Annotated in this window: 20 protein-coding genes; 8 read left to right on the forward strand and 12 right to left on the reverse strand. The window is 67.9% G+C overall.

From position 1 onward, the window contains the following. Positions 1-6: 6 nt before the first annotated feature. Complete coding sequence (alaS, locus tag P2T65_RS02850) at positions 7-2,667, forward strand: alanine--tRNA ligase (protein WP_276199151.1); 2,661 nt, start codon at positions 7-9, stop codon at positions 2,665-2,667. Positions 2,668-2,674: 7 nt separating this feature from the next. On the opposite strand, the gene P2T65_RS02855 is transcribed toward alaS, so the two are convergent. Both P2T65_RS02855 and P2T65_RS02860 read right to left on the reverse strand, forming a co-directional pair. Beyond that, the gene (locus P2T65_RS02855; RefSeq protein ID WP_063189306.1) at positions 2,675-3,148 is read right to left on the reverse strand and encodes a GFA family protein; all 474 of its coding nucleotides are present in this window, start codon (positions 3,146-3,148) and stop codon (positions 2,675-2,677) included. Between the two features lie 342 nt (positions 3,149-3,490). Next, on the reverse strand, positions 3,491-4,705 hold the full coding sequence (locus P2T65_RS02860; protein ID WP_055457348.1) for an NADP-dependent isocitrate dehydrogenase: 1,215 nt from the start codon (positions 4,703-4,705) through the stop codon (positions 3,491-3,493). A 199-nt stretch (positions 4,706-4,904) separates the two neighbouring features. Between P2T65_RS02860 and P2T65_RS02865 the strand changes: the two genes are divergently transcribed. From P2T65_RS02865 to rpsD, 3 genes are all read left to right on the forward strand, one after another. Then, the gene (locus tag P2T65_RS02865) at positions 4,905-5,693 is read left to right on the forward strand and encodes an RNA methyltransferase (protein ID WP_055457347.1); all 789 of its coding nucleotides are present in this window, start codon (positions 4,905-4,907) and stop codon (positions 5,691-5,693) included. Between the two features lie 267 nt (positions 5,694-5,960). Next, positions 5,961-6,830 (forward strand): glutamate racemase, encoded by an 870-nt coding sequence (murI, locus tag P2T65_RS02870; protein WP_055457346.1) that lies wholly within the window; start codon positions 5,961-5,963, stop codon positions 6,828-6,830. Between the two features lie 191 nt (positions 6,831-7,021). Continuing rightward, positions 7,022-7,639 (forward strand): 30S ribosomal protein S4, encoded by a 618-nt coding sequence (rpsD, locus tag P2T65_RS02875; RefSeq protein ID WP_055457345.1) that lies wholly within the window; start codon positions 7,022-7,024, stop codon positions 7,637-7,639. A 131-nt stretch (positions 7,640-7,770) separates the two neighbouring features. Here the strand turns inward: rpsD and P2T65_RS02880 are convergent, their stop codons facing one another. The 3 genes from P2T65_RS02880 to rpe form a co-directional block, all read right to left on the reverse strand. Continuing rightward, positions 7,771-8,322 (reverse strand): alpha/beta hydrolase, encoded by a 552-nt coding sequence (locus tag P2T65_RS02880; protein WP_055457344.1) that lies wholly within the window; start codon positions 8,320-8,322, stop codon positions 7,771-7,773. A gap of 108 nt (positions 8,323-8,430) precedes the next feature. After that, positions 8,431-9,738 (reverse strand): adenylosuccinate lyase, encoded by a 1,308-nt coding sequence (gene purB / locus P2T65_RS02885; RefSeq protein ID WP_276199152.1) that lies wholly within the window; start codon positions 9,736-9,738, stop codon positions 8,431-8,433. Positions 9,739-9,766: 28 nt separating this feature from the next. Next, positions 9,767-10,450, reverse strand: a complete 684-nt coding sequence (rpe, locus tag P2T65_RS02890) for a ribulose-phosphate 3-epimerase (protein WP_276199153.1) — start codon at positions 10,448-10,450, stop codon at positions 9,767-9,769. 223 nt (positions 10,451-10,673) lie between these two features. Between rpe and P2T65_RS02895 the strand changes: the two genes are divergently transcribed. Continuing rightward, the gene (locus P2T65_RS02895) at positions 10,674-11,945 is read left to right on the forward strand and encodes a glycosyltransferase (protein WP_055457341.1); all 1,272 of its coding nucleotides are present in this window, start codon (positions 10,674-10,676) and stop codon (positions 11,943-11,945) included. Between the two features lie 5 nt (positions 11,946-11,950). Here the strand turns inward: P2T65_RS02895 and P2T65_RS02900 are convergent, their stop codons facing one another. After that, on the reverse strand, positions 11,951-12,919 hold the full coding sequence (locus P2T65_RS02900) for a sodium:proton symporter (protein ID WP_276199154.1): 969 nt from the start codon (positions 12,917-12,919) through the stop codon (positions 11,951-11,953). Between the two features lie 197 nt (positions 12,920-13,116). Here P2T65_RS02900 and P2T65_RS02905 point away from each other — a divergent pair, with 197 nt between their 5' ends. Further along, on the forward strand, positions 13,117-14,364 hold the full coding sequence (locus tag P2T65_RS02905; RefSeq protein WP_276199155.1) for an FAD-dependent oxidoreductase: 1,248 nt from the start codon (positions 13,117-13,119) through the stop codon (positions 14,362-14,364). Here P2T65_RS02905 and P2T65_RS02910 read toward each other — a convergent pair. Further along, positions 14,337-15,362, reverse strand: a complete 1,026-nt coding sequence (locus P2T65_RS02910) for a P1 family peptidase (RefSeq protein WP_055457338.1) — start codon at positions 15,360-15,362, stop codon at positions 14,337-14,339. The two genes, P2T65_RS02905 and P2T65_RS02910, sit on opposite strands and share 28 nt — an antisense overlap. Positions 15,363-15,458: 96 nt before the next feature. Between P2T65_RS02910 and P2T65_RS02915 the strand changes: the two genes are divergently transcribed. Together P2T65_RS02915 and P2T65_RS02920 are read left to right on the forward strand one after the other, a co-directional pair. Beyond that, positions 15,459-16,187, forward strand: a complete 729-nt coding sequence (locus P2T65_RS02915) for a cytochrome c biogenesis protein CcdA (protein WP_055457337.1) — start codon at positions 15,459-15,461, stop codon at positions 16,185-16,187. A gap of 91 nt (positions 16,188-16,278) precedes the next feature. Beyond that, a complete protein-coding gene (locus tag P2T65_RS02920; RefSeq protein WP_055457336.1) occupies positions 16,279-16,749 on the forward strand; it encodes a DUF1203 domain-containing protein in 471 nt (156 codons plus the stop codon). A 60-nt stretch (positions 16,750-16,809) separates the two neighbouring features. Here P2T65_RS02920 and P2T65_RS02925 read toward each other — a convergent pair whose 3' ends face one another. The 5 genes from P2T65_RS02925 to livM form a co-directional block, all read right to left on the reverse strand. Continuing rightward, positions 16,810-17,937 carry a branched-chain amino acid ABC transporter substrate-binding protein gene (locus P2T65_RS02925; protein ID WP_055457335.1) on the reverse strand — a complete coding sequence of 376 codons (1,128 nt, stop codon included), beginning with the start codon at positions 17,935-17,937 and terminating at the stop codon, positions 16,810-16,812. Positions 17,938-18,054: 117 nt separating this feature from the next. Beyond that, positions 18,055-18,408 carry a DUF6867 family protein gene (locus P2T65_RS02930; protein WP_055457334.1) on the reverse strand — a complete coding sequence of 118 codons (354 nt, stop codon included), beginning with the start codon at positions 18,406-18,408 and terminating at the stop codon, positions 18,055-18,057. A 10-nt stretch (positions 18,409-18,418) separates the two neighbouring features. Continuing rightward, the gene (locus P2T65_RS02935) at positions 18,419-19,189 is read right to left on the reverse strand and encodes an ABC transporter ATP-binding protein (RefSeq protein ID WP_055457333.1); all 771 of its coding nucleotides are present in this window, start codon (positions 19,187-19,189) and stop codon (positions 18,419-18,421) included. Beyond that, on the reverse strand, positions 19,186-20,028 hold the full coding sequence (locus P2T65_RS02940) for an ABC transporter ATP-binding protein (protein ID WP_055457332.1): 843 nt from the start codon (positions 20,026-20,028) through the stop codon (positions 19,186-19,188). The genes P2T65_RS02935 and P2T65_RS02940 overlap by 4 nt, the downstream gene beginning before the upstream one ends. After that, positions 20,028-21,431 carry a high-affinity branched-chain amino acid ABC transporter permease LivM gene (gene livM, locus P2T65_RS02945; protein ID WP_055457331.1) on the reverse strand — a complete coding sequence of 468 codons (1,404 nt, stop codon included), beginning with the start codon at positions 21,429-21,431 and terminating at the stop codon, positions 20,028-20,030. Before livM ends, P2T65_RS02940 begins: the two co-directional genes overlap by 1 nt. Positions 21,432-21,441: the final 10 nt, after the last annotated feature.

A 21,441-nucleotide genomic window follows, 5' to 3' on the forward strand; every position in this document is an offset into this window, starting at 1 on the left:
GGCTCTATGAGCGGCGTCAACGAGATCAGAACAACGTTTCTCGACTATTTCGCAAAGAATGGCCACGAGATCGTGCCGTCGAGCCCGCTGGTGCCGCGCAACGACCCGACGTTGATGTTCACCAACGCCGGCATGGTGCAGTTCAAGAACGTCTTCACCGGCTCGGAGAAGCGGCCCTATGCGCGCGCCACGACCTCGCAGAAATGCGTGCGCGCCGGCGGCAAGCACAACGACCTCGACAATGTCGGCTATACGGCGCGGCACCACACCTTCTTCGAGATGCTCGGCAATTTCTCGTTCGGCGACTATTTCAAGGATCGCGCGATCGAACTCGCCTGGAACCTCGTGACGAAGGAGTTCGGCCTGCCGGTCGACAAGCTCCTCGTCACGGTCTTCGCCGAGGACGACGAAGCCTTCGGCCTATGGCGCAAGATCGCTGGCCTACCCGAATCCAAGATCATCCGCATTCCGACCTCGGACAATTTCTGGCAGATGGGCGACACGGGTCCATGCGGCCCGTGCTCGGAAATCTTCTACGACCACGGCGACCACATTCCGGGCGGTCCGCCCGGCAGCCCGGACGAAGACGGCGACCGCTTCATCGAGATCTGGAATCTCGTCTTCATGCAGTACGAGCAGCTCGCGCCCGGCGAGCGCATCGCGCTGCCGCGCCCGTCGATCGATACTGGCATGGGGCTGGAGCGCTTCTCTGCCGTGCTGCAGGGCACGCACGACAACTATGCCACGGACCTGATGCGCGCGCTCATCATGGCCGTGGCGAACGCGACCGGCGTCGATCCCGACGGGGCACAGAAGGCGAGTCATCGCGTCATCGCCGACCACCTGCGCGCTTCGGCCTTCCTCGTCGCCGACGGCGTGCTGCCCTCCAACGAAGGGCGCGGCTACGTCCTGCGCCGCATCATGCGGCGCGCCATGCGCCATGCCCAGTTGCTCGGCGCGCGCGAACCGCTGATGTGGCGGCTCGTGCCGGCCCTGGTGCGCGAGATGGGGCAGGCCTATCCCGAGCTCGTGCGGGCCGAGGCGCTCATCACCGAGACGCTGAAGCTCGAGGAGACGCGCTTCCGCAAGACCTTGGCGCGGGGCCTCGCCATCCTCGACGAGGAGACGCGCGGGCTCACGGCCGGCGCGAAGCTGCCCGGCGAGACGGCCTTCACGCTTTACGACACCTACGGCTTCCCGCTCGACCTGACGCAGGACGCGCTGCGGGCGCGCGGCATCGGCGTCGACACGGACGGCTTTTCCAAGGCGATGGAGCGCCAGCGTGAGCTCGCGCGCGCCTCATGGGCCGGCTCCGGCGAAGCGGCCACCGAGGCGGTGTGGTTCGGGCTGCGCGAGAAGGTCGGCGCCACCGAGTTTCTCGGCTACGACACCGAGACGGCGGAGGGCGTGGTCGTTGCCATCGTGCGCAACGGTGCCGAGGTCGCGAATCTCGGGGCGGGCGAAGAAGGTTTCGTCATCCTCAACCAGACCCCGTTCTATGGGGAATCCGGCGGCCAGGTGGGCGACAGCGGCGTCATCCGCGCCCCCGGTACCTCCGTCACCGTGCGCGATACGCAGAAGAAGCTTGGCGATCTCTTCGTCCATGCGGCGAAGGTCGAGGCCGGCACGCTCTCGGTGGGGCAGGCGGTCGAACTCGCCGTCGACCATGGCCGACGCAGCGCTATCCGTGCCAACCATTCCGCGACCCACCTCCTGCACGAGGCCCTGCGCGAGGTACTGGGCGACCATGTGGCGCAGAAGGGTTCGCTTGTCGCGCCGGATCGCCTGAGGTTCGACTTCAGCCACCCGAAGCCCATTGCCGAGGATGAACTGGAGGCGATCGAGGCCATCGCCAACCGCGTCGTGCTGCAGAACGAGCCGGTGGTGACGCATCTGATGGCCGTCGACGAGGCGATCGCCTCGGGCGCGCGGGCACTCTTCGGTGAGAAATACGGTGACGAGGTGCGGGTCGTCTCCATGGGCACGCGGCCGGAGGAGGGTGGCAAGACCTTCTCCATCGAGCTTTGCGGAGGTACCCACGCGGCGCGGACCGGTGACATTGGTCTCGTCACGGTCGTCTCGGAGGGCGCGGTGGCTGCCGGCGTGCGGCGCATCGAGGCGATGACCGGCGAGGCGGCCCGCCGCCACCTCGCGGCGGAGAGCCGGCGCCTGCGCGATCTTGCGGCCATCCTCAAGGTGCCTCCGGCGGAGGCCGCGGCGCGGCTCGAGGCTCTCGTCGAGGAGCGCCGCAAGCTCGAGCGGGACCTTGCCGAGACACGCCGCAAGCTCGCCATGGGCGGCGGCTCGGGCGACGGAGATGCCGCTGCCGTCAAGGAGGTGGCCGGCGTGAAGCTCTTCGCGCGCTCGGTCTCGGGCGTCGCCATGAAGGACCTCAAGGCGCTCGCGGACGAGGGCAAGAAGCGCGTCGGCTCCGGCATCGTCGCGATTGTCAGCGTCGATGACGAAGGCAAGGCCGGCGTCGTCGTCGGCGTGACGGAGGATCTCACGCAGCGCTTCGATTCGGTGGCTCTCGTGCGTGCCGCCTCCGAGCGGCTCGGCGGCAAGGGCGGCGGGGGCCGGCGCGATCTCGCCCAGGCCGGCGGGCCGGACGGCACCAAGGCGGCCGACGCGCTCGCGGCGATCGAGACGATGGTGGCCGGAGCCTGAACGCGCTCTACGGCCAGCGCTCGGTGTCGCGGTCCGGGTGCTGGCGCGAGGCGAAGGCCTCAGGGTCGTTCTGCCAGGAGTTCGTCGGCACTTCTTCCAGCCGCACCAACTCGGCCGCGAAGGCTGGGCGGTTCTCGGGCACGAGCTGCCGCTCGGGCGGCCAGCGCGTCGGCTCGTCGAAGCTGCCGGCGGTCATCGCATAGCGATGGCCGCCACGGTAGCGGTAGAAGAGGGGCGTGCCACAGGCGGAGCAGAAGCCGCGCTCGGCAGCCTCGGAAGACCGGAAGCGCGACGGCTCGCCGCGCGTCCAGACGAGGTCGTCGTCGTTCACGGCGACGAAGGCGCCGAATAGGCCGCCGGTCGCCTTCTGGCACATGCGGCACCAGCAGATGCTGGGCCCGAATGGTTCGCCATAGACGGCGTAGCGCACGGCGCCGCACTGGCAGCCACCGCTCGCGACATGTCTGCGTTCGTCGGCCATCACTTCCTCCTTCTGTCGTGCAAATGTGCCATCGCTGAGCCGAAGCCGAAAACCGGCCGTGATGATCCCGTCCATCGCGTGATCGATGGCGGTGATCCCGGCTGCAGCGCCGCCATCCCGATCGGGCCATCCTGACACACAGTCTGCCTGTGCGTCAGAAGCGGGCCTACCCGCATGCCGTCTTTCGACCTGGTGCGGGTGTCGCGGCGTGGATGCTCGCGACAAGCGGGGGCATGACGCGGAAAAGACAGGGGTCCGGGCCCCAAGGTTCGGCAGTGGTCCAAAGCAAAACGCCCGGGCGGCGAGCCCGGGCGTCATTGCATGTGAAAAAGGCGGATGCGGTCAGGCGGCCATCGCCTTCTTCAGGTTCTCATCGATCTTGTCGAGGAAGCCGGTGGTCGACAGCCACTTCTGGTCGGCGCCGACGAGGAGGGCGAGGTCCTTCGTCATGAAGCCCGATTCGACCGTGTCGATGCAGACCTTCTCGAGCGTGTCGGCGAAGCGCTTGAGCTCGGCGTTGTCGTCGAGCTTGGCCCGGTGGGCGAGGCCGCGCGTCCAGGCGAAGATGGAGGCGATCGAGTTGGTCGAGGTCTCCTTGCCCTTCTGGTGCTCGCGGTAGTGGCGCGTCACCGTGCCGTGGGCGGCCTCGGCCTCGACGGTCTGGCCGTCCGGCGTCATCAGCACCGAGGTCATCAGGCCGAGCGAGCCGAAGCCCTGGGCCACGGTGTCGGACTGCACGTCGCCGTCATAGTTCTTGCAGGCCCAGACATAGCCGCCCGACCACTTGAGCGCCGAGGCGACCATGTCGTCGATGAGGCGGTGCTCGTAGTGGATGCCGGCGGCGTCGAACTTGGCCTTGAACTCGTTCTCGTACACCTCCTGGAACAGGTCTTTGAAGCGCCCGTCATAGGCCTTGAGGATCGTGTTCTTGGTGGAGAGGTAGACCGGGAATTTGCGGGCGAGACCGTAGTTCATCGAGGCGCGGGCGAAGTCGCGGATCGATTCATCCAGGTTGTACATCGCCATGGCGACGCCGGCGCCCGGGAACTTGAAGACCTCCTTCTCGATGACCGAGCCGTCCTCGCCCTCGAACTTGATGGTGAGGCGGCCCTTGCCGGGCACCTTGAAGTCCGTGGCGCGGTACTGGTCGCCGAAGGCGTGGCGGCCGACGATGATCGGCTGCGTCCAGCCCGGCACGAGGCGCGGCACGTTCTTGCAGATGATGGGCTCGCGGAAGATGACGCCGCCGAGGATGTTGCGGATGGTGCCGTTGGGCGACTTCCACATCTCCTTGAGGCCGAATTCCTTCACGCGCGCCTCGTCGGGCGTGATCGTGGCGCATTTGACGCCGACGCCGTACTTCTTGATGGCCTCGGCCGCCTCGATCGTTACCTGGTCGTTGGTCGCGTCGCGATGCTCGACGCCGAGGTCGTAGTATTTCAGGTCGATGTCGAGATAGGGGTGGATCAGCTTGTCCTTGATGTACTGCCAGATGATCCGGGTCATCTCGTCGCCGTCGAGCTCGACGACCGGGTTGGCAACCTTGATCTTGCCCATGTGTCTCACCTCGCACGGGTTGAAGCGTAGTGGGGCCTCGGCGCGCGTCCGTGCGATGCACGCGCCGGCGCCTGCGTGATACATCGCAACGGCTGCAGTTTGAAGGCCGGCTTTCGCATCAGTGGCGCCGCTCCCGTCCCGCGGCCCCTTGCGGCAGGCGCCGCGGCGGCTAAAACCCCGGGTCAAGGAGAACGAGTTCATGTCCGAGAGTGCAGCCGCGCGCGGCCCCGTCATCATCCTGGTCGAGCCGCAGCTGGGCGAGAACATCGGCATGGCCGCGCGGGCGATGGCGAATTTCGGGCTCGCCGAGATGCGCATCGTCAACCCGCGGGACGGCTGGCCGAACGAGAAGGCGGAGGCCGCTTCGGCTGGGGCGCTTCATGTGCTTTCGGCTGCCCGGGTGTTCGGCTCCGTGGAGGAGGCAATCGCCGATCTCAATGTCGTCTTCGCCACCACCGCGCGCGAGCGCGGGCAGCAGAAGCGCGTCTTCGGCGCCGACGGAGCCATGGCCGAAACGGTTGCACATGCCGCCGCCGGCGCCGGTGTCGGCGTGCTCTTCGGCCGCGAGCGCACCGGGCTCGACAATGACGCCGTCGCGCTCGCCGACGCGATCATCACCTTTCCGGTCAACCCGGCCCATGCCTCGCTCAACCTCGCCCAGGCGGTGCTGCTCGTCGGTTACGAGTGGTTCAAGGCGAGCGGCGGGAGCCTGCCCTTCTCCGTAGGCGAGCGGCCGGTGCCGGCGACGCGCGAGGCCGTGCTGTCCTTCTTCGACTATCTAGAGGGTGAGCTTGATGCGGCCGGCTTCTTCATGCCGCCGGAGAAGCGCTCGATCATGGTGCGCAACCTGCGCAACATCTTCCACCGGCTCACGATGACCGATCAGGACGTGCGCACCCTGCGCGGCGCCGTCGTCGCTCTGGTGCAGGGGCGACGCGGTGGGCGAAACCTGCCGCGCAAGGGCCGGGCGGGGGAGGAAGAGAAGTGATCTGACGGATAGTCGGGCAGTGAAGGTCAACGATTCCGCGTTATGGCCGGGCTCGTCACCGCCAATCGGCTCGCCTGACTTGCAACACGTCAAGGAAACGCAGCGCGCATGCGCGTTGCCGCAGCCATCCAGGCCTTCTCCTTCCCTTTCCCAAAGGCGTGGATGCCCGCGACAAGCGCGGGCATGACGGCGGAAGGGGCGTTCTCAACCCTCCGTTAACCCGCCCGGCCGCTTCATTGCCGTTCGGATCAAGCGAGCCGCAGTGCCATGCGTATCGACCTTCTCGCCGGAACGGTCTATCACCCCGCCGTCATGCCGCCGCACGTGCCGACCATCCTCGTCTTCGATTCGGGCCTCGGCGGCCTGACGGTCTATGCCGAACTCGTCAAGGCGCGGCCGGACGCGCGCTTCGTCTATGCCGCGGATGATGCGGCCTTTCCCTATGGCCGGCTGTCGGAGGCTGCGCTCGTGATGCGCGTCCTTGCCGTGATGGAGGCACTCGTCGCCGCCCATGCGCCGGAGATCGTGGTCATCGCCTGCAACACGGCCTCGACGCTCGTGCTGCCGCACCTGAGGGCGCGCTTTTCCATCCCCATCGTCGGCACGGTGCCCGCCATCAAGCCGGCGGCGGCGCGGTCGGCGAGCCGCATGGTGAGCGTGCTCGCGACGCCGGGCACCGTGGCGCGGGACTATACGCAGGACCTGGTGCGGGCCTATGCCGGGGACTGCGCGGTGGAACTCGTCGGCTCGACGCGGCTCGCGGCCATCGCGGAGGCGGAGCTGGCCGGCGCGCCCGCGAGCGATGCCGAGATCATGGCGGAGATCGCCCCCTGCTTCCGCGAGGCGGCGGACGGGCGGCGGACGGACACCGTCGTCCTCGCCTGCACGCATTATCCGCTGCTGCTGCCGCGCCTCGAAAGGCTGGCGCCGTGGCCGGTCAGCTTCCTCGACCCCGCCCCGGCGATCGCGCGGCGCATGGTCGAGCTCATCGGCGCGCCGCTCCTCGGCCATGAGGGGGAGGAGGAGGCGCGCGCCGTCTTCACCGGCACGGGCGCGGGTGACACGCTGAAGGCGGCGCTCGCCGCGCGCGGCTTCACGCGCATCGACACCGGGGCGCTCGCCTTCGCCATGGCCTGAACGCCGCTGCGCGATGCTGAGCCGATTGACAAACCGCCTACTTGTCGCGTAAGGACCCCCATCGCTCGCGGGCTCGCAAGGCCCGCGTTCGTATTTCGTGCGCACCCGCGGACCGGCAATGTCCGGCCCTGTCGCCCGCAAGGGAGAGGAGGGCGCGTTCCTCACTGTTGTTCCGTTCTAGAGGACACGCGATGTCAAAGAGAATTTCGGCGAAGTACAAGATCGATCGCCGTATGGGCCAGAACATCTGGGGTCGCCCGAAGAGCCCCGTGAACCGCCGCGAATATGGCCCGGGCCAGCACGGCCAGCGCCGCAAGGGCAAGCTGTCGGACTTCGGCACCCAGCTGCGCGCCAAGCAGAAGCTCAAGGGCTACTACGGCAACATTTCCGAGAAGCAGTTCCGCCGCTACTACCAGGAGGCCATCCGCCTGCGTGGTGACTCGGGCGAGAACCTCATCGGCCTTCTCGAGCGCCGCCTGGACGCCGTCGTCTACCGCGCCAAGTTCGTGCCGACGGTCTTCGCCGCCCGCCAGTTCGTCAACCACGGCCACGTGCGCGTGAACGGCCGTCGCGTCAACATTCCGAGCTACCTCGTCAAGCCGGGCGACGTCATCGAGGTCAAGGAGAGCTCGAAGCAGCTCGCCATCGTGCTCGAGGCGGTGGCCCTCGGCGAGCGTGACGTGCCGGACTACATCGACGCCGACCACGCCAAGATGAAGGCCACCTACGTGCGCGTGCCGACCCTGTCGGACGTGCCCTATGCGGTGCAGATGGAGCCGAACCTGGTCGTCGAGTTCTACTCGCGCTGACCGGTTCCGGAACCGATCGAGACGAAAAGGCCGCAGCGATGCGGCCTTTTTTGTTGGCGGTTGGCCCGGCGATTTTCTGGTTCCCGGCTCTGCGCCGCGCCAATTCGTGCCGGGCGCTGGGCTGAAGCGGCTCAGAGCCGCTTCAGCATCCCCGCAAAACGCATCAGCCCCTCCGGCCAGGGCCCGTGGCCGCTGGCCGAATTGAGGTGGCCGGCATCGCCGGCGTCGACCAGCGCCGAGCCCCAGGCGAGGGCGAGATCGGCGGCTTCGTCATAGGGGCAGTATTGATCCGTGCGGCTGGCGACGAGCACGGACGGGAAGGGCAGGGGCTCGCGCGGGAAGGGCGTGAAGGCGGCGTCCGTGCCGGGAATGGCGCGGATGGCGCGCTCGCTCGGCGTCGCCACGAGGAAGGCCGCGCGTACCTTTCCGTCGGGCAGGTTCGGCGCCGCATGGGCGATCAGCGGCACGCCGGCGCTGTGCGCGACGAGGACGACCGGGCGTCGCGCGGCATCAACCTCCGCGACGAGGCGGGCTTCCCACTCCGGCCGGTCGATGCGGTACCAGTCGTCCTGCACCACCCGGCGGGCCGTGGAGAGCTTCTCCTCCCAGCGGGTCTGCCAGTGGTCCGGCCCCGAGCCGGACCAGCCGGGCACGATGAGGATGTCGCAGTCGGACGTGCGCATGGCGGTTCCGTTACTGTCCCATATTCGCCCGGCGCCATGCCCGCGCCTGTCGCGGGCATCCGTGCCTTGGAGCCTTAGGCAAGGCCGGCCATGGCCGGCGTGGAGAGGTCACGCCTCTCCGAACACCCGGCGGAAGATGGTGTCGACGTGCTTGAGATGGTAGCCGAGGTCGAACTTTTCCTCGAGCTCGGCGTCGGAGAGGTGCTTGTTCACCTCGGGGTCGGCCTTGAGCAGAGAGAGGAAGTCGCCCTCGCCGCGCCAGACGGGCATGGCGTTGCGCTGCACGAGGCGGTAGGCGTCCTCGCGGCTGACACCCTTCTGGGTAAGGGCCAAGAGCACGCGCTGGGAATGGACGAGGCCGCCGAGCCGGTCGAGGTTCTTCTGCATGTTCTCGGGATAGACGAGCAGCTTGTCGACGACGCCGGTGAGGCGCGCGAGCGCGAAGTCCAGCGTCACCGTGGCGTCGGGGCCGATCATGCGCTCGACGGAGGAGTGGGAGATGTCGCGCTCGTGCCACAGCGCCACGTTTTCCATGGCGGGCATGGCATAGGCGCGCACCATGCGGGCGAGGCCGGTGAGGTTCTCGGTGAGCACGGGGTTGCGCTTGTGCGGCATGGCCGAGGAGCCCTTCTGACCCTCGGAGAAGAATTCCTCCGCCTCGTAGACCTCGCTGCGCTGCAAATGGCGGACCTCGGTCGCCAGGCGCTCGATGGAGGAAGCGACGACGCCGAGGGTGGCGAAATACATGGCGTGCCGGTCACGCGGGATGACCTGGGTCGAGACGGGCTCGACGGCGAGGCCGAGCTTTTCGGCGACGTATTCTTCCACGCGCGGATCGATGTTGGCGAAGGTGCCGACGGCGCCGGAGATGGCGCAGGTCGCCACCTCCCTGCGGGCGGCAAGAAGGCGCGCGCGGCAGCGGTCGAATTCGGCATAGGCCTGGGCGAGCTTGAGGCCGAAGGTCACCGGCTCGGCGTGGATGCCGTGCGAGCGGCCGATGGTCGGCGTCATCTTGTGCTCGAAGGCGCGGCGCCGGATGGCGGCGAGGAGCCCATCCATGTCGGCGAGGAGGAGGTCGGTCGCACGCACCAATTGCACGTTGAAGCAGGTATCGAGCACGTCGGACGAGGTCATGCCCTGGTGCACGAAGCGCGCCTCGGGACCGACGATCTCGGCAAGATGCGTCAGGAAGGCGATGACGTCGTGCTTCACCTCGCGTTCGATCTCGTCGATGCGCGCCACGTCGAAGACGGCTTTGGAGCCCTTCTCCCAGACGATCGCGGCGGCCTCCTTCGGCACCACGCCGAGCTCGGCCAGCGCAGTCGTCGCATGGGCCTCGATCTCGAACCAGATGCGGAATTTCGTCTCAGGCGACCAGATGGCGGTCATCTCGGGGCGGCTGTAGCGCGGGATCATCCTCGCCTCCTGGCTGAACGGTTGAAAATCAGACGAGTTCGCCGCGCGCCCGCTCGGCGGCGCTGCGGATGGCGGCGATGTTGTCGGCATAGGCGCTCTCGCCGCCCTTGAAGACGGCCGAGCCGGCCACGAGGGCGTTCGCCCCGGCCTTTGCCAGCGCGCCGGCGTTGTCGGCGGTGACGCCGCCGTCGACCTCGAGGTCGATGGGGCGGTCGCCGATCATCGCCTTGATGCGCGCCACCTTGTCCAGCGCCGAGGGGATGAAGGCTTGCCCGCCGAAGCCGGGATTGACGCTCATGACGAGCACGAGGTCGACGAGGTCGAGCACGTAGTCGATGGCGCTTTCGGGTGTCGCCGGATTGAGCGACACGCCCGCCTTCTTGCCGAGCGCGCGGATGGCCTGCAGCGAGCGGTGCAGATGCGGCCCGGCCTCGGCGTGGACGGTGATGATGTCGGCGCCCGCGGCCGCGAATTCGGCGAGATAGGGGTCGGCCGGCGCGATCATCAGGTGCACGTCGAGCACCTTCTTCGTGTGCGGGCGGATGGCGCGCACCACCTGCGGCCCGAAGGAGATGTTGGGGACGAAATGCCCGTCCATCACATCCACATGCACCCAGTCGGCCCCGCTGGAGTCGATGGCGCGCACCTCCTCGCCGAAACGGGCGAAATCGGCCGCGAGGATTGAGGGGGCGATGGCGAGGGCGCGCTGCATGGGACCGTCCGCTTGAAGATGCTGCAGGGGCGAAGGCCCCGCGCGTGCCGCCTAGCACGGAGGGCGGGGCGGGGCAACGGCTGGGCGCCAAGGGAAGCTGCGCCAGGGTCGCCCGACTGTATGCACGTCGTGCAACCGGCTGCCGATGGGCATCAGGCGTCATGATCTTAAATATTGAACGTTCATGTTTCGCCATTCAATAAGAAGATCGGATATTTTATTAATGCGATTATTATTTTTACACAATAATTTTCCCGGACAATATGCGCGTATCATCAGGCATCTCGCGGGCCGGAAGGGCATCGACATCCTCGCCGTGTCGCGGGCCGGCAACCGCCAGCCGTCACCCGTGCGGCGCATAGACTACGAGCCGCATCGGAGCGCCAGCGAGAAGGTGCATCCCGCCCTGCGCTACACCGAAGAGGCCGTCATCCGCGGCCAGGCGGTCTACAAGGCGCTCGCGCCGACGCGGGCGAAGGGCTGGCGGCCGGACCTGATGCTGGCCCATAGCGGCTTCGGCGACGGGCTCTTCCTGAAGGACCTGTGGCCCGATGCGCGCTACATGCCGTATCTCGAGTGGTACTACCGCGCCTACGGCTCCGATGCCTCTTTCTTCGATCGAAGGGCCAAGGATCCGAATGTCGAGCTGCGCATCCGGATGAAGAACAGCGTCATCCTGCAGGACCTTGCGGCGATGGACTGGGGGCAATCGCCGACACAGTATCAGAAGTCGCAGTTTCCCGGCGTCTTCCATGGGCGGATGTCGGTTCTCCACGACGGAGTCGACACCGACTATTTCTCGCCCGACGCGCGCGAGACCTTCACCGTCGGCAGTCACGTCTTCCGGCACGGCGATCCGCTCGTCACCTATATCGCGCGGGGCATGGAGCCCTATCGCGGCTTTCCCCAGTTCATCGAGGCGGTGTCGCTGCTCCAGAGGATGCACGCCGGCGTCCATGCGGTCGTCATCGGCGAGGACCGCATCGCCTACGGTCCGAGGGACAAGGCCTCCTACAAGCAATGGGCGCTGGAGACCTTCAGGCCCGACCTTGGGCGCCTGCACTTTCTCGGCCGCCAGCCGCTCGCCGTGCTGCGGCAGGTGCTGCGCGTATCGGCGGCGCATGTCTATCTCACCGCGCCCTTCGTGCTTTCCTGGTCGATGATGGAGGCGATGGCGACGGGCGCGCTCATCGTCGGCTCGGATACGGAGCCGGTGCGGGAGGTCGTCGACGATGGCCGGACGGGGCTGCTCGTGCCCTTCTTCGAGCCGCGGCGCCTTGCGGAGCGGCTGCTGGAGGTCATCGCGGCGCCGGAGCGTTTCGAAGATATCCGCCGCCGGGCACGTGCGCTGATGCTGGAGCGCTATGACCGGCGCGAACTGTGTGCCCGCTACGTCCGGCTGATCGAGGCGGTCGCCGCCGGGGGACGGCCGCGGCCGAACGGCGGTGCCTCTGTCAGTGAGAGTGCGCGCATGCCGGAGGCGGCCATCGTCTGAGCGCTTCAGCGCCGGGCGGGCAAGGGCGTGCGCAGCATGCGGCGGGCGAGCGGCTCCAGCACGAGAGGCATGAGGTAGATGGGGAACTGGGCCATGGCGAAATAGAGCCAGGTGCCGTCCGGCACCGCGCCCGCCATGGCGGCGACGAGAAGCCCCATGTTGCGGTGGCCAGTGGCATAGCCGATGACGAAGGCCTCGCGGGCGCCGAAGCGTGCCGCCAGCACGAGAAGGCCGGCCGCGATGCCGGCGAAGGCCACCACGAAGACGATCAGCGCATCGGTGACGACTGTGACCGGGTTGGCGACCATCGCGTCGGCCACCCCGTCCATGGCTCCGACGGCGAAGATGAAGAAGAAGACGACGTTGAGGCCGTCGAGCGCGGCGCGCTCGCGCGCGATCCGCGCGAGGCCGAGGAGCCAGCGCAGCACTTGGGCGAGCACGGCAGCCCCGCCCAGCAGCAGGGCCAGGCGCAGGGCGAGGACGGACGTATCGATCGGAACGGCGGCCCCCGCGATCACATCCGCCACGAGGGGTGCGGTCAGCGGCGTCGTCACCATGCTGGCGACAAGGACAGTGACGAGGAAGGAGGCATCGAAGCCGAGCAGCGTCGCCACGGCGGGCGCCGAGAGGATCGGCGGGGCAGCCGCCATCAGGGCAAGGCCGAGGGCGAGTTCCGGGCCGACGAGGTCGTGCCCGAGGGCGAGGACGATGCCGCCGAGGGCGATCGGCAGTGAGGCGACGATCCAGAACCAGGCGAGAAGGATGCGCCCCGGCTGCCGCAGGAGGGCGCGAATGGCGCCGAAATCGGCGCGCAGGAAGGTGAAGACCAGGAAGAAGAAGACGCAGGTGCCGATCAGCGGCCGGGCGAGGCTGGCGAACTGAGGCAGCGCGAGGCCGATGAAGATGGAAGCGGCGAGGGCCTTGGTGCCCTGGCGGCCGATGAGCGCCAGGGGCTTGAGGAGAATGGTATGCACGTCCTTGGCCCTTCCTTCCGTGTTTCCCCGGCCGCTATTCATATGCTCCCGGTCCGCATCCCTCATGAAGAAGCGTCCGGCCTCTTGCGCCGATGGCAGGCGTCGTGCTTTCGCCATGCGGACGCCGGCGTTGTCCGGGACGGGCCGCCATCCCAGAATGCGCTCCTGGGTTCGGCATCAGCAAGAAGGTCAAATGCATGCAAACGGACGTCGTCGTGCTCGGAGCGGGTATCATCGGAGTTTCGGCGGCGTTGCATCTGCAGGCGCGCGGACGGTCGGTCGTGCTTCTCGACAGGCGCGGGGCGGGGGAGGAGACGAGCCACGGCAACGCCGGGCTCATCGAGCGCGCCAGCGTCGTGCCCTACGGCTTTCCGCGCGATCTCGCCTCGCTCTTCCGTTACGGCCTCAACCGCTCGGCGGAGGCGCACTACCATCTCGCCTTCCTGCCCAAGGTGGCGCCCTGGCTGGCGCAATACTGGTGGCACTCCTCGCCCCGGCGCCATGCTGTCGCGGCCAGGGCGATGCTACCGCTGATCGAGCGCTGCGTCGCCGAGCACGAGGCGCTGATGCGCGAAGCCGACATCCTGCCGATGCTGCGGCGGATCGGTTGGATCAAGGGCTTCCGCGACAAGGCCGAATTCCAGCTGGCGGAGGAAGAGGCGCGGGCGAGCGCCGCGCTCTACGGCCTCAAGCTCGAGGTGCTCAGCGGCGCGGAGCTGCGCGCCAAGGAGCCGCACCTCACCGGCGACTTCGCCGGCGGGCTGCACTGGCTCGATCCCGCCAGCGTGCCGGACCCGGGCGCCGTCACGCGGGCCTATGCCGAGCTCTTCGAAAAGCGCGGCGGGCGCTTCCTGCGCGGCGACGCCCGTTCTCTCGTCGCCTCCGGCAGCGGCTGGACGGTGGCAGCGGAAGAGGGGCCTGTCACGGCGCGCGAGGTGGTCGTGGCGCTCGGCCCGTGGTCGGGCGAGATCTTCCGCCCCCTGGGGTACCGCATCCCGCTCGCGGTCAAGCGCGGCTACCACATGCACTACCGGCCCGCGGGCAATGCGGTGCTCAACCACCCGCTCTACGATGTCTCGGGCGGCTACCTCATCGTGCCGATGACGCGCGGCATCCGCCTCACCACGGGGGCCGAGTTCGCCGACCGCGACGCGGCGCCGAGCCCGGTGCAGCTCGCCCAGGTGGAGCCCGAGGCGCGTCGCGTCTTCCCCCTCGGTGAGCGGGTGGATCCCGAGCCGTGGATCGGCGCGCGGCCGTGCCTGCCGGACATGCGCCCCGTCATCGGCGAGGCACCGCGCCATAAGGGGCTGTGGTTCGCCTTCGGCCACAATCACCACGGCTTCACGCTCGGCCCCGTCACCGGCCATCTCCTGGCGCAGATGATGACCGGGGAGGCACCGCTGACCGACCCCGCGCCCTATGCCGTCGGGCGCTTCGGCCGATAGAGGTCGCGCCAGGCCGGCAGGGCGCCGGGCAGGGGGAGCGCCGTCGCCTCGTAGACGCCGCGGGCGATGGCGCGGGCAAGGCAATCGGCCGCGACGGCGCCGAGATCGGCGAAGGCATAGATGTCGTCTTCCGGCAGCGGCTTGCGGCCCGTCGCCGCGGCGAAGACGAGGTCCCCGTCGAGCGGCGCATGGGCCGGGCGCAGGGCGCGGCCCATGCCGTCGTGGGCGACCATGGCGAGGCGCTTGGCCATGGCCTTGTCGAGGACGGCGTCGGTGGCGACAAGGGCTATCGTCGTGTTTTGACCCGGGCCGCCCTTGTAGCGCGGAGCGAGTGCCTGACGGTCGAAAACGGCCGGCAGGCCGCAGTTGCCGAATTCGCCGCCTTCCTCATAGGGCGCAGCCCAGAAGTGCGGCCCGTCGCCAACGGTCGCCGAGCCGACGGCATTGACGGCGACGACGGCGCCGACGGTATGGCCGGTGCGGGTGACGGCGCTCGCCGAGCCCAGCCCGCCTTTCAGGTTGACCGTCGTCGCGCCATAGCCGGCCCCCACCGTCCCGAGCGGAAAATCTTCCCCGGACGCAGCGACAGCCGCCATGGCGAGGGCGCGATGGGGCGGCTCACCCTCGCCGCGCGCCCAGGGCTTGTCGGCGCCATTGAGGAGATCGAAGAGAATCGCCTGCGGTACGATCGGCACGCGCACGTCCCGGATGGCGAAGCCGCGGCCCTGTGCCGCAAGCGCCTGCATGACGCCGCCGGCCGCATCGAGCCCGTAGGCCGACCCGCCGGACAGGACGATGGCGTCCACCGCCGCCACCGTCATCTCCGGCTCCAACAGCGCGCTCTCGCGCGTGCCCGGCGCGCCGCCCATGATGGCGAGACTCGCCGTCGCCGGCCTGTCGAAAATGGCGACCGTGACACCCGTCGCCGCCGCCGCATCGTGGGCATTGCCGATGCGGAGGCCGGGAACGTCGGTGATGAGATTGCGCGAGGTGCTCATGCCCGATGGTTGCCGTGAAGGGTGACGTATCACAAGGGGGCGAGGCGGCATTTCACCGCCTTTCGCCGGACCGGCGCTGCGGCTAAGAGCAGCGCCATGACCGACGTCTCTACCTCCGCCGCGGTTCTAGCCGGGCTCGTCAGCTTTCTCAGCCCCTGCGTGCTGCCACTGGTGCCGCCTTACCTGTGCTATCTCGCGGGCACGACGCTCGACCAACTGACGGAGCGGCGGGAGCCGCGCGTTAGCCGCAAGGCCCTGTTCGCCGCCTTCTTCTTCGTGCTCGGCTTCGCAACGGTCTTCGTCATGCTGGGCGCGACGGCCTCGGTCTTCGGCCAGCTGCTGCGCCGCTATGTCGACGTCCTCGGCACCGTGGCCGGCATCGCCATCATCGTCATGGGTCTGCACTTCCTTGGCGTCTTCCGCCTGTCCTTCCTCTACCGGGAGGCACGGCTCGATGTTGCCAAGCCGGCCGGCATCGGCGGCGCTTACGTCATGGGGCTCGCCTTTGCCTTCGGCTGGACGCCGTGCATCGGTCCCATCCTCGCCGCGATCCTCGCCGTCGCCGGCTCGGAGGAGAGCGTCGGGCGCGGCGCCTTCCTGCTCGCCGCCTATTCGGCCGGGCTCGGCATTCCCTTCCTCCTCGCGGCGCTCGCCATGAAGCCGTTCGTTGCGCTCCTGCGCGGCATGCGCTCGAAGTTCCACCTCGTCGAGAAGGTGATGGGCGGTTTGCTCGTGCTGACCGGCATCGCCTTCCTCACCGGCGCGCTGACGGACGTGTCCTTCTGGCTGCTGGAGACATTCCCGGCGCTGGGGGCGCTCGGCTGAGCAACGGCCCCGCAGGAAACGGGTGGGTAAAACGGGTCGCTGGACGCGATCCAGGGGCGAAGATGGAGGCTCCTCGACCTGGAGCAGTTCCATGGCCTATCGGATCCGCGGCCTCGATCCGCGCCTTTTCAACCATTTGTTCCAGCTGGATGATACCGCGCTGGCGCGTCGCGGCATCCTCCGGCGGCGCGTCGCGGCATGCGGCACCAGCCCGTGCCGCGTCAGCCTGCAGGACGCGCAGCCGGGCGAGGAGGTGCTGCTGCTCGCCTTCGCCCATCACACCGAGGAGACGTCGCCCTACCGCGCGTCGGGGCCCATCTTCGTGCGCCGCGCGGCCGAGGAGGCTTATGATGCCGTGGACGAGGTGCCGCCGATCCTGCCGGCGCGGCTGATCTCGCTGCGCGCCTATGACGCCGCGGGCATGATCGTCGATGCCGGGGTCGTGCCGGGCGTCGAGATCGAGAGCCACATCTACCGCTTCCTGGCCCGGCCGGATATCGCCCACGTCGACGCGCATTTTGCGGCCCGCGGCTGCTTCGCCTGCCGCATCGAGCGCAGCTGACGCCAAAAGGAAAGGCCCGCCTCGGGGAAGGCGGGCCCGTTGTCTTCCAGTGCGGCGAGATCAGTTGATCTCGTTGCCGGCGTAGTCGATCTTGCCGTCGGAGCCCTTCTTCCAGACGTACATGACGTAGTCCGGACGGGTGATGTCACCCTTCTTGTCGAAGGAGAGGTCGCCCAGCACGGTCTTGAAGACCTTGCCGGAGTGGATCACCTCGGCCACCTTCTTCGGCTCCAGGGACTTCGCCTCTTCCGCCGCCTGCTTGATGATCTCGACTGCCGCATAGCTGTAGAGCGTGTAGGCCTCGGGATCGTAGTTCTTGTTCTTCAGGAAGCGCTCGACGACCTCCTTGGCCGCCGGGTTCTTGCGCGGATCGGGCGCGAAGGTCATGAGCGTGCCCTCGGCGCCGGGACCGGCGATGGAGACGAACTCGCTCGACACGATGCCGTCACCCGACATCAGCGGCGCCTGCAGGCCCTGGTCGCGCATCTGCCGGATGATGAGGCCGGCTTCCGTGTGCAGGCCGCCGAAATAGACGACGTCGACATTCGCGGCCTTGAGCTTGGAGACGAGGGCCGAATAGTCCTTCTCGCCCGGGTTGACGCCTTCGTAGAGGACTTCCTTGAGACCCTTGGCGTTCATCGCCTTCATGGTCTCATCGGCGAGGCCCTTGCCGTAGGGCGTCTTGTCGTGGATGACGGCCACCTTCTTGCCGGCATAGTGCTTGGACAGGTAGTCGCCCGCCACCTGGCCTTGCTGGTCGTCGCGGCCGCAGATGCGGATGGTGTTCCACAGCCCACGCTCGGTGAACTGCGGATTGGTGGAGGCCGGCGTCAGCTGCAGGATGCCGGATTCCTCGTAGACCTCCGAGGCCGGGATCGATACACCCGAGTTGAAGTGGCCGACAACGTACTTCACGCCGTCGCTGGCGAGCTTGTTGGCAACGGATACGCCCTGCTTGGGATCGGAGACGTCGTCGCCCACGCTGACCACGATCTTCTGCCCGAGGATGCCGCCGGCGGCGTTGATATCCTCCGCCGCCTGCTCGACGCCGTTCTTCATCTGGGTGCCGAAGCTTGCGTTCGGCCCCGTGATGGGAGCGCCGACCGCGATCTTCACCTGGGCGTTGGCAGCGCTGGCGAAGGCGAGGCCAAGACCGAGCGCAATCCCGGTCAACAGCACTTTCTTCATCTGGTACTCCCCTGGTTTTTGTCGGGCCCCGCCCCCGGGGCTCCGGTCGGCGAGCCTCTCGCCTTGGGCGCAATCTTGCGCCATTTGCGGCGAGAGTCACTCGCAAACGGTGGTGTCTCAGCCGCTGCCCTTCTCGCGCCAGGTGAGGGGACCCGTACGCTCGTAGAGCCAGCGGTATTGGGTCGTCATCTGCCGCGCGCGCGTGTAGCGGAAGCCGGTGAGGCCGATGACGAGGAGCACGATTGCGTCCACGATGTAATAGTGGAGCGACAGCAGCGTGCCCCCGAAGAGGGCGAAATGGATGAAGCGCACGCCCCACGCGAGCGCGAGCAGGTAAAGCACCGCCTGCCACACCGGCGCCCAGATGAGCGCTACCGCCCGCCCCGTCATCCAGGCGGCCCAACCGCCCATGATGCAGGTGACGAGCAGAAAGAGGAAGAACGAGCTTTCTTCGTAGAGGATGCCCTGCATCGTGTGTTCCTCAGTGGGCCCCGCCTTCGAGATAGGCGGCGCGGACCTGCGGGTTCTCGAGCAATTCCTTGCCGGTGCCCTGCAGGGTGATGGACCCCGTCACCATCACGTAGCCGCGGTGGGCGAGCTTGAGCGCGTGATAGGCGTTCTGCTCGACGAGGAAGACGGTCATGCCGTCGCGCTCGTTGAGCTCGCGGATGACATTGAAGATCTGCTTGACGACGAGCGGGGCAAGGCCGAGCGAAGGCTCGTCGAGCAGCAGCAGCCGCGGTCGGCTCATCAACGCGCGGGCGATGGCGAGCATCTGCTGCTCGCCGCCGGAGAGGGTGCCGCCACGTTGGTTGAGTCGTTCCTTCAGACGCGGGAACATGGTGCAGACCCGCTCCAGATCCTCGTCGAAATGGGTGAAGTCCTTGATGGACGCGCCCATTTGCAGGTTCTCGAACACCGTCATGCGCGGGAAGATGCGCCGGCCTTCGGGCGATTGCGCGATGCCCAGACGGGCGATCTCGTGCGTCGGCATCTGCGTGATATCGCGCCCGCCATACGTGATCGTGCCCTGGCGGCAGCGTGGGTTGCCGAAGATCGTCATCATCAGCGTGGATTTGCCGGCACCGTTGGCGCCGATCATCGTCACGATCTCGCCCTCGTGCACGTCGAGGTCCACGCCCTTGAGGGCGATGATGTTGCCGTAGTAGGTCTTGACCCCGCGCACCGAAAGAAGGGGTGTGCGCCCGGCCGTGGCCTGAGCCGGCGCGGGCATCGTCGCTGCGTCGCTCATAGGCCGACCTCCGCCTCCACATGCTCCACTTCTTCGTCTTCGACGCCGAGATAGGCGGCGATGACACTCTGGTCGTTACGGACCTCCTCGGGCGTCCCGTCGGCGATCTTGGTGCCGTAGTCGAGCACCACGACATGGTCGGAGATGCCCATCACCACCGACATGTCGTGCTCGATGAGCAGGATCGAGGTGCCGTGGTCCTGCCGGATCGACAGAAGCAACTCGTTGAGCTCGTGGCTCTCACGCGGGTTGAGGCCGGCGGCCGGCTCGTCGAGGCACAGGAGGATCGGGTCCGTGCACATGGCGCGGGCGATCTCCAGGCGGCGCTGGGCGCCGTAGGGCAGGTCGCCGGCGGGATCGTCCGCCCGGTCGATGAGGTTGATCTTCTCCAGCCAGAATTTCGCCTGCTCGACCGCCTGCCGCTCCGCATCGCGGAAGCCGGGCAGGCCGAGGAGGCCGAAGACGGTGAAACCGGAGGCGAGCATCAACGGGTTGTGTCGGGCGACGAGGAGGTTCTCCAGCACCGTCATGCCCGTGAACAGGCGGATGTTCTGGAAAGTGCGGGCGACCTTCGCCTTCCAGGAGATGGAATGGCCCGGCAGCCGCTCCAGCAGGAGCGTGGTGCCGTCGTCGTGGCGCAGCGAGAGCATGCCCTCGCTCGGCCGGTAGAAGCCGGTGATGCAGTTGAACACCGTCGTCTTGCCGGCGCCGTTGGGGCCGATGAGGGCGGTAATGTCGCCGCGGCCGACACTGAAGGAGAGGTCGTTGACGGCGACGAGGCCGCCGAAGCGCATCTTCAGATGCTCGACCTCGAGTACGGGATCGTCTTGCCAGCGCATCAGCCGTGCCCTTCCTTGACGAGCGAGCCCGCGATGGCCTTGCGCTCGGTGAGTACGATCGACGGCTCGCGGTGGCCGACGAGCCCGCGCGGGCGCCAGACCATCATCGCCACCATGGCGAGCCCGAAGATCAGCAGGCGGTATTCATTGGGATCGAAGCCCGCGCCGAAGACCTGCTTGAGGAAATCGAGATTGCGCAGCAGCTCGGGCGCGCCGACCATGAGTACGGCCGCGATGGCGACGCCCACCTGCGAGCCCATGCCGCCCAGGACGACGATCGACAAGATGATCGCCGATTCGAGGAAGTTGAAGCTCTCGGGCGACACGAATCCCTGGCGCACGGCGAAGAACGACCCCGCGAAGCCGCCGAACATGGCGCCGATGGCGAAAGCGGTGAGCTTGGTGTTGCGGGTGTTGATGCCGAGCGAGCGGCAGGCGATCTCGTCCTCGCGCAGTGCCTCCCAGGCCCGGCCCACCGGCAGGCGGCGCAGGCGGATGGTGACGAGGTTCGTGATCAGCGCCAGCACCAGGATGAGATAGTAGAGAAACACCATCCGGTGCATGGGGCTGAAGGGAATGCCAAAGAGAGAGGCAAAGCCGTCTTCGCTCGAGTCGAACGGCACGCCGAAGAAGGTGACGCGCGGGATCGAGGAAATGCCCGCCCCGCCGTTGGTCAGGTCCACCCAGTTGATGAGCACGAGGCGGATGATCTCTCCGAAGGCGAGGGTGACGATGGCGAGATAGTCGCCGCGCAGGCGCAATACCGGAAAGCCGAGGATGATGCCCCAGAAGGCGGCGAGGATGCCGGCCAGTGGCAGGCACAGCCAGAACGACCAGCCGAACGTCGTCGACAGGAGCGCATAGGAATAGGCGCCGACCGCATAGAAGGCGACATAGCCGAGGTCCAGCAGTCCCGCGAGGCCGACGACGATGTTGAGACCCCAGCCGAGCATCACATAGGTGAGGATGAGGATGCCGAGATCGATCCAGTAGCGTGCGCCGCCGAGCCCGCCGGAGGCGAGGGTGGCGAGCATCGGATAGGTGACGGCGACGCCGAGGAAGAGCGGCACGGCGATGCCGAACAGCTTCTGAAGGGCGGGGCTCGCTGGCGCCTTGGGCCGGGCAGGGGCGGCGGCGCGGCGCGCGGCGCGCAGGCAGAGCGCGAATCGCAGGGCGAAGATGAGCGCGCAGGCCGCCGCGACCATGCCCCAGCGCGGCTGCAGGTAGAGGGCGTTCGCCTGATCCTGCTCGGTCTTGAAAGCGAGGATCGGGATGGAGAGCCCGAGCGTCAGCAGCGCGGCGATGCCCGCTTCGCGCAAGGCGGCAGCGATCTGCGCGCCCGTTGCGGGGGCGGTTACTTCGGCGGCCGTGATGGCGGGGGCATGCGGTGTGTTGAGGGCCATTGTCCGCGCC

It is taken from the genome of Chelatococcus sp. XZ-Ab1, assembly GCF_029309855.1.
Lineage (GTDB): Bacteria > Pseudomonadota > Alphaproteobacteria > Rhizobiales > Beijerinckiaceae > Chelatococcus_A > Chelatococcus_A sambhunathii.

Coding starts and splice junctions, on each gene's coding strand:
- rpe (WP_276199153.1), bottom strand. CDS start 10,450: ATGCAGCGCGCCCTCGCCATCGCCCCCTCAATCCTCGCGGCCGATTTC.
- P2T65_RS02935 (WP_055457333.1), bottom strand. CDS start 19,189: ATGAGCGACGCAGCGACGATGCCCGCGCCGGCTCAGGCCACGGCCGGG.
- P2T65_RS02865 (WP_055457347.1), top strand. CDS start 4,905: ATGTCCGAGAGTGCAGCCGCGCGCGGCCCCGTCATCATCCTGGTCGAG.
- P2T65_RS02895 (WP_055457341.1), top strand. CDS start 10,674: ATGCGATTATTATTTTTACACAATAATTTTCCCGGACAATATGCGCGT.
- P2T65_RS02925 (WP_055457335.1), bottom strand. CDS start 17,937: ATGAAGAAAGTGCTGTTGACCGGGATTGCGCTCGGTCTTGGCCTCGCC.
- P2T65_RS02860 (WP_055457348.1), bottom strand. CDS start 4,705: ATGGGCAAGATCAAGGTTGCCAACCCGGTCGTCGAGCTCGACGGCGAC.
- P2T65_RS02915 (WP_055457337.1), top strand. CDS start 15,459: ATGACCGACGTCTCTACCTCCGCCGCGGTTCTAGCCGGGCTCGTCAGC.
- P2T65_RS02910 (WP_055457338.1), bottom strand. CDS start 15,362: ATGAGCACCTCGCGCAATCTCATCACCGACGTTCCCGGCCTCCGCATC.
- livM (WP_055457331.1), bottom strand. CDS start 21,431: ATGGCCCTCAACACACCGCATGCCCCCGCCATCACGGCCGCCGAAGTA.
- alaS (WP_276199151.1), top strand. CDS start 7: ATGAGCGGCGTCAACGAGATCAGAACAACGTTTCTCGACTATTTCGCA.
- murI (WP_055457346.1), top strand. CDS start 5,961: ATGCGTATCGACCTTCTCGCCGGAACGGTCTATCACCCCGCCGTCATG.
- P2T65_RS02905 (WP_276199155.1), top strand. CDS start 13,117: ATGCAAACGGACGTCGTCGTGCTCGGAGCGGGTATCATCGGAGTTTCG.
- P2T65_RS02940 (WP_055457332.1), bottom strand. CDS start 20,028: ATGCGCTGGCAAGACGATCCCGTACTCGAGGTCGAGCATCTGAAGATG.
- P2T65_RS02920 (WP_055457336.1), top strand. CDS start 16,279: ATGGCCTATCGGATCCGCGGCCTCGATCCGCGCCTTTTCAACCATTTG.
- P2T65_RS02855 (WP_063189306.1), bottom strand. CDS start 3,148: ATGGCCGACGAACGCAGACATGTCGCGAGCGGTGGCTGCCAGTGCGGC.
- P2T65_RS02880 (WP_055457344.1), bottom strand. CDS start 8,322: ATGCGCACGTCCGACTGCGACATCCTCATCGTGCCCGGCTGGTCCGGC.
- P2T65_RS02930 (WP_055457334.1), bottom strand. CDS start 18,408: ATGCAGGGCATCCTCTACGAAGAAAGCTCGTTCTTCCTCTTTCTGCTC.
- purB (WP_276199152.1), bottom strand. CDS start 9,738: ATGATCCCGCGCTACAGCCGCCCCGAGATGACCGCCATCTGGTCGCCT.
- rpsD (WP_055457345.1), top strand. CDS start 7,022: ATGTCAAAGAGAATTTCGGCGAAGTACAAGATCGATCGCCGTATGGGC.